This is a genomic window from Kibdelosporangium aridum, from assembly GCF_900176515.1.
GTDB classification, from domain to species: domain Bacteria; phylum Actinomycetota; class Actinomycetes; order Mycobacteriales; family Pseudonocardiaceae; genus Kibdelosporangium; species Kibdelosporangium aridum.
The window spans coordinates 1-1,531 of record NZ_FWXV01000040.1 but is presented as its reverse complement, the minus strand read 5'-3'; the positions used below and the strand labels follow the sequence as shown (position 1 = coordinate 1,531).

The 1,531-nt window shown below is 66.0% G+C and carries 3 protein-coding genes; all 3 read right to left on the bottom strand.

What is annotated here, in order from left to right:
• Nucleotides 1–247: 247 nt before the first annotated feature.
• Entirely contained in the window at nucleotides 248–511 is a 264-nt protein-coding gene (locus B9C43_RS55320) for a hypothetical protein (protein ID WP_033390969.1), read from the bottom strand.
• Entirely contained in the window at nucleotides 508–999 is a 492-nt protein-coding gene (locus B9C43_RS55315) for an FHA domain-containing protein (RefSeq protein ID WP_084435131.1), read from the bottom strand. Before B9C43_RS55315 ends, B9C43_RS55320 begins: the two co-directional genes overlap by 4 nt.
• Before the next feature lie 100 nt (nucleotides 1,000–1,099).
• Nucleotides 1,100–1,531: TCP-1/cpn60 chaperonin family protein (locus tag B9C43_RS55310; RefSeq protein ID WP_327225657.1), on the bottom strand; the 432-nt coding region annotated here is incomplete at its 5' end.

The following is a 1,531-nucleotide window of genomic DNA, read 5'->3' as shown; positions in this document are numbered from 1 at the left end:
ACCGTCAACCTCGGGGCCAAAGGCGTGGACACCCGGGGAGCGCCGCTGCCGATCGTGCAGGAGAACGGCACCTGGTGCGTGGAAGTCTGATCTTGTTCGACGTCCCGCCATCACGTGCCGAGTCGGACGAGTTACAAGTCCCTCTTCCATGTCGTGGTACAGGTTGTCGTGTTGGCGCGCCCGGAGGGTGGACTTGACGCGGTCAGCCACCTCCGGCTGGAAAGCCCGGCCTCCGGGAAGGTTCTTGTCACTGCGTCGAAGCGGCACGGTCGAAACGACTGTCCCTCAGGTAGCTGAAGTGCTTCGCCGTCTTCGCCTGTTCCGGTACGCCGGGCACGACGAGGGGGCGCCATCGTCGCGTGACCTCTGAGCTGACCGACGGGTCTACTGGCGGTGTCGGGCTAGCTGTGTCCTCGAGGTCTATGCGGCGGTGGTCGTGCAGGGCGGCGCGGATGATCCATGCGACACATGCAGCGACGACCAGGCCGAAAACGATCACCGCTGCGATCATCGTGTCCAGCCTCCGGCCTCGGTGTGCGGTTGCGCGCCGAGTGGTGTCGGGACCGCTTCTCCCGGGTTGGATCGGAACGTCAGCCGGAACGCACCGACGAGCAGTACGTCGCCGTCGGCGAGCTGTGAGTGGTCGATCGGCGTGCGGTTGACGTAGGTTCCGTTGAGAGATCCCAGATCGGTCACTGTGAACGCGTCGCCGACGCGGCGTATCTCTGCGTGCCGCCGGGAGACGGTCATGTCGGCCAGCACGATGTCGCAGTCCTGATGTCGCCCGATCAGGATGGTGTCGGCCGTGAGAGGAATTTCGACCGGGGCCCTCGTGCCTGGGCCATGGGTGATCGTTATCGCGGCGGTGCCCGGCAGTGGCGACTGTGGCGTTGGCGCCGCGTCTGCGTAGCGGGGTGGAATCGCGTATGCCGCAGTGTCTTGATCCGCTCCATCGAGTGGTGCAGACCTTGTCGACACCGGTTCAGCAATGCGGACCATGGTTGTGCTTCCTTCGTTCCTTTCGTATACGTCGGGTTGCGGCACCGTGTCCGGACGGCTTGTCACAGCCGCCCGGACACGGCTGGGGAAGGGGTGTCGCTTAGAAATCCATGTCCGCGCCGCCTGCACCGGCACCAGCCGGTGCCTTGTCCTTCTCCGGTTTCTCGGCGACAACGGCTTCGGTGGTCAGGAACAGAGCCGCGATCGAGGCGGCGTTCTGCAGCGCCGAGCGGGTGACCTTGGCCGGGTCGATGATGCCCGCTGCCAGCAGGTCCTCGTACTGGCCGGTCTGCGCGTTGAGGCCATGACCAGTCGGCAGTGCCTTGACCTTGTCCACCACGACGCCGCCTTCGAGGCCGGCGTTGACGGCGATCTGCTTGAGCGGCGCCTCCAGTGCGATCCGGACGATGTTGGCGCCGACAGCTTCGTCACCCTGTAGCGCCAGGCTGGTGAAGGCCTCCTCGGCGGCCTGCAGCAGGGCCACGCCACCACCGGCGACGATGCCCTCCTCGACGGCAGCCTTGGCGTTGCG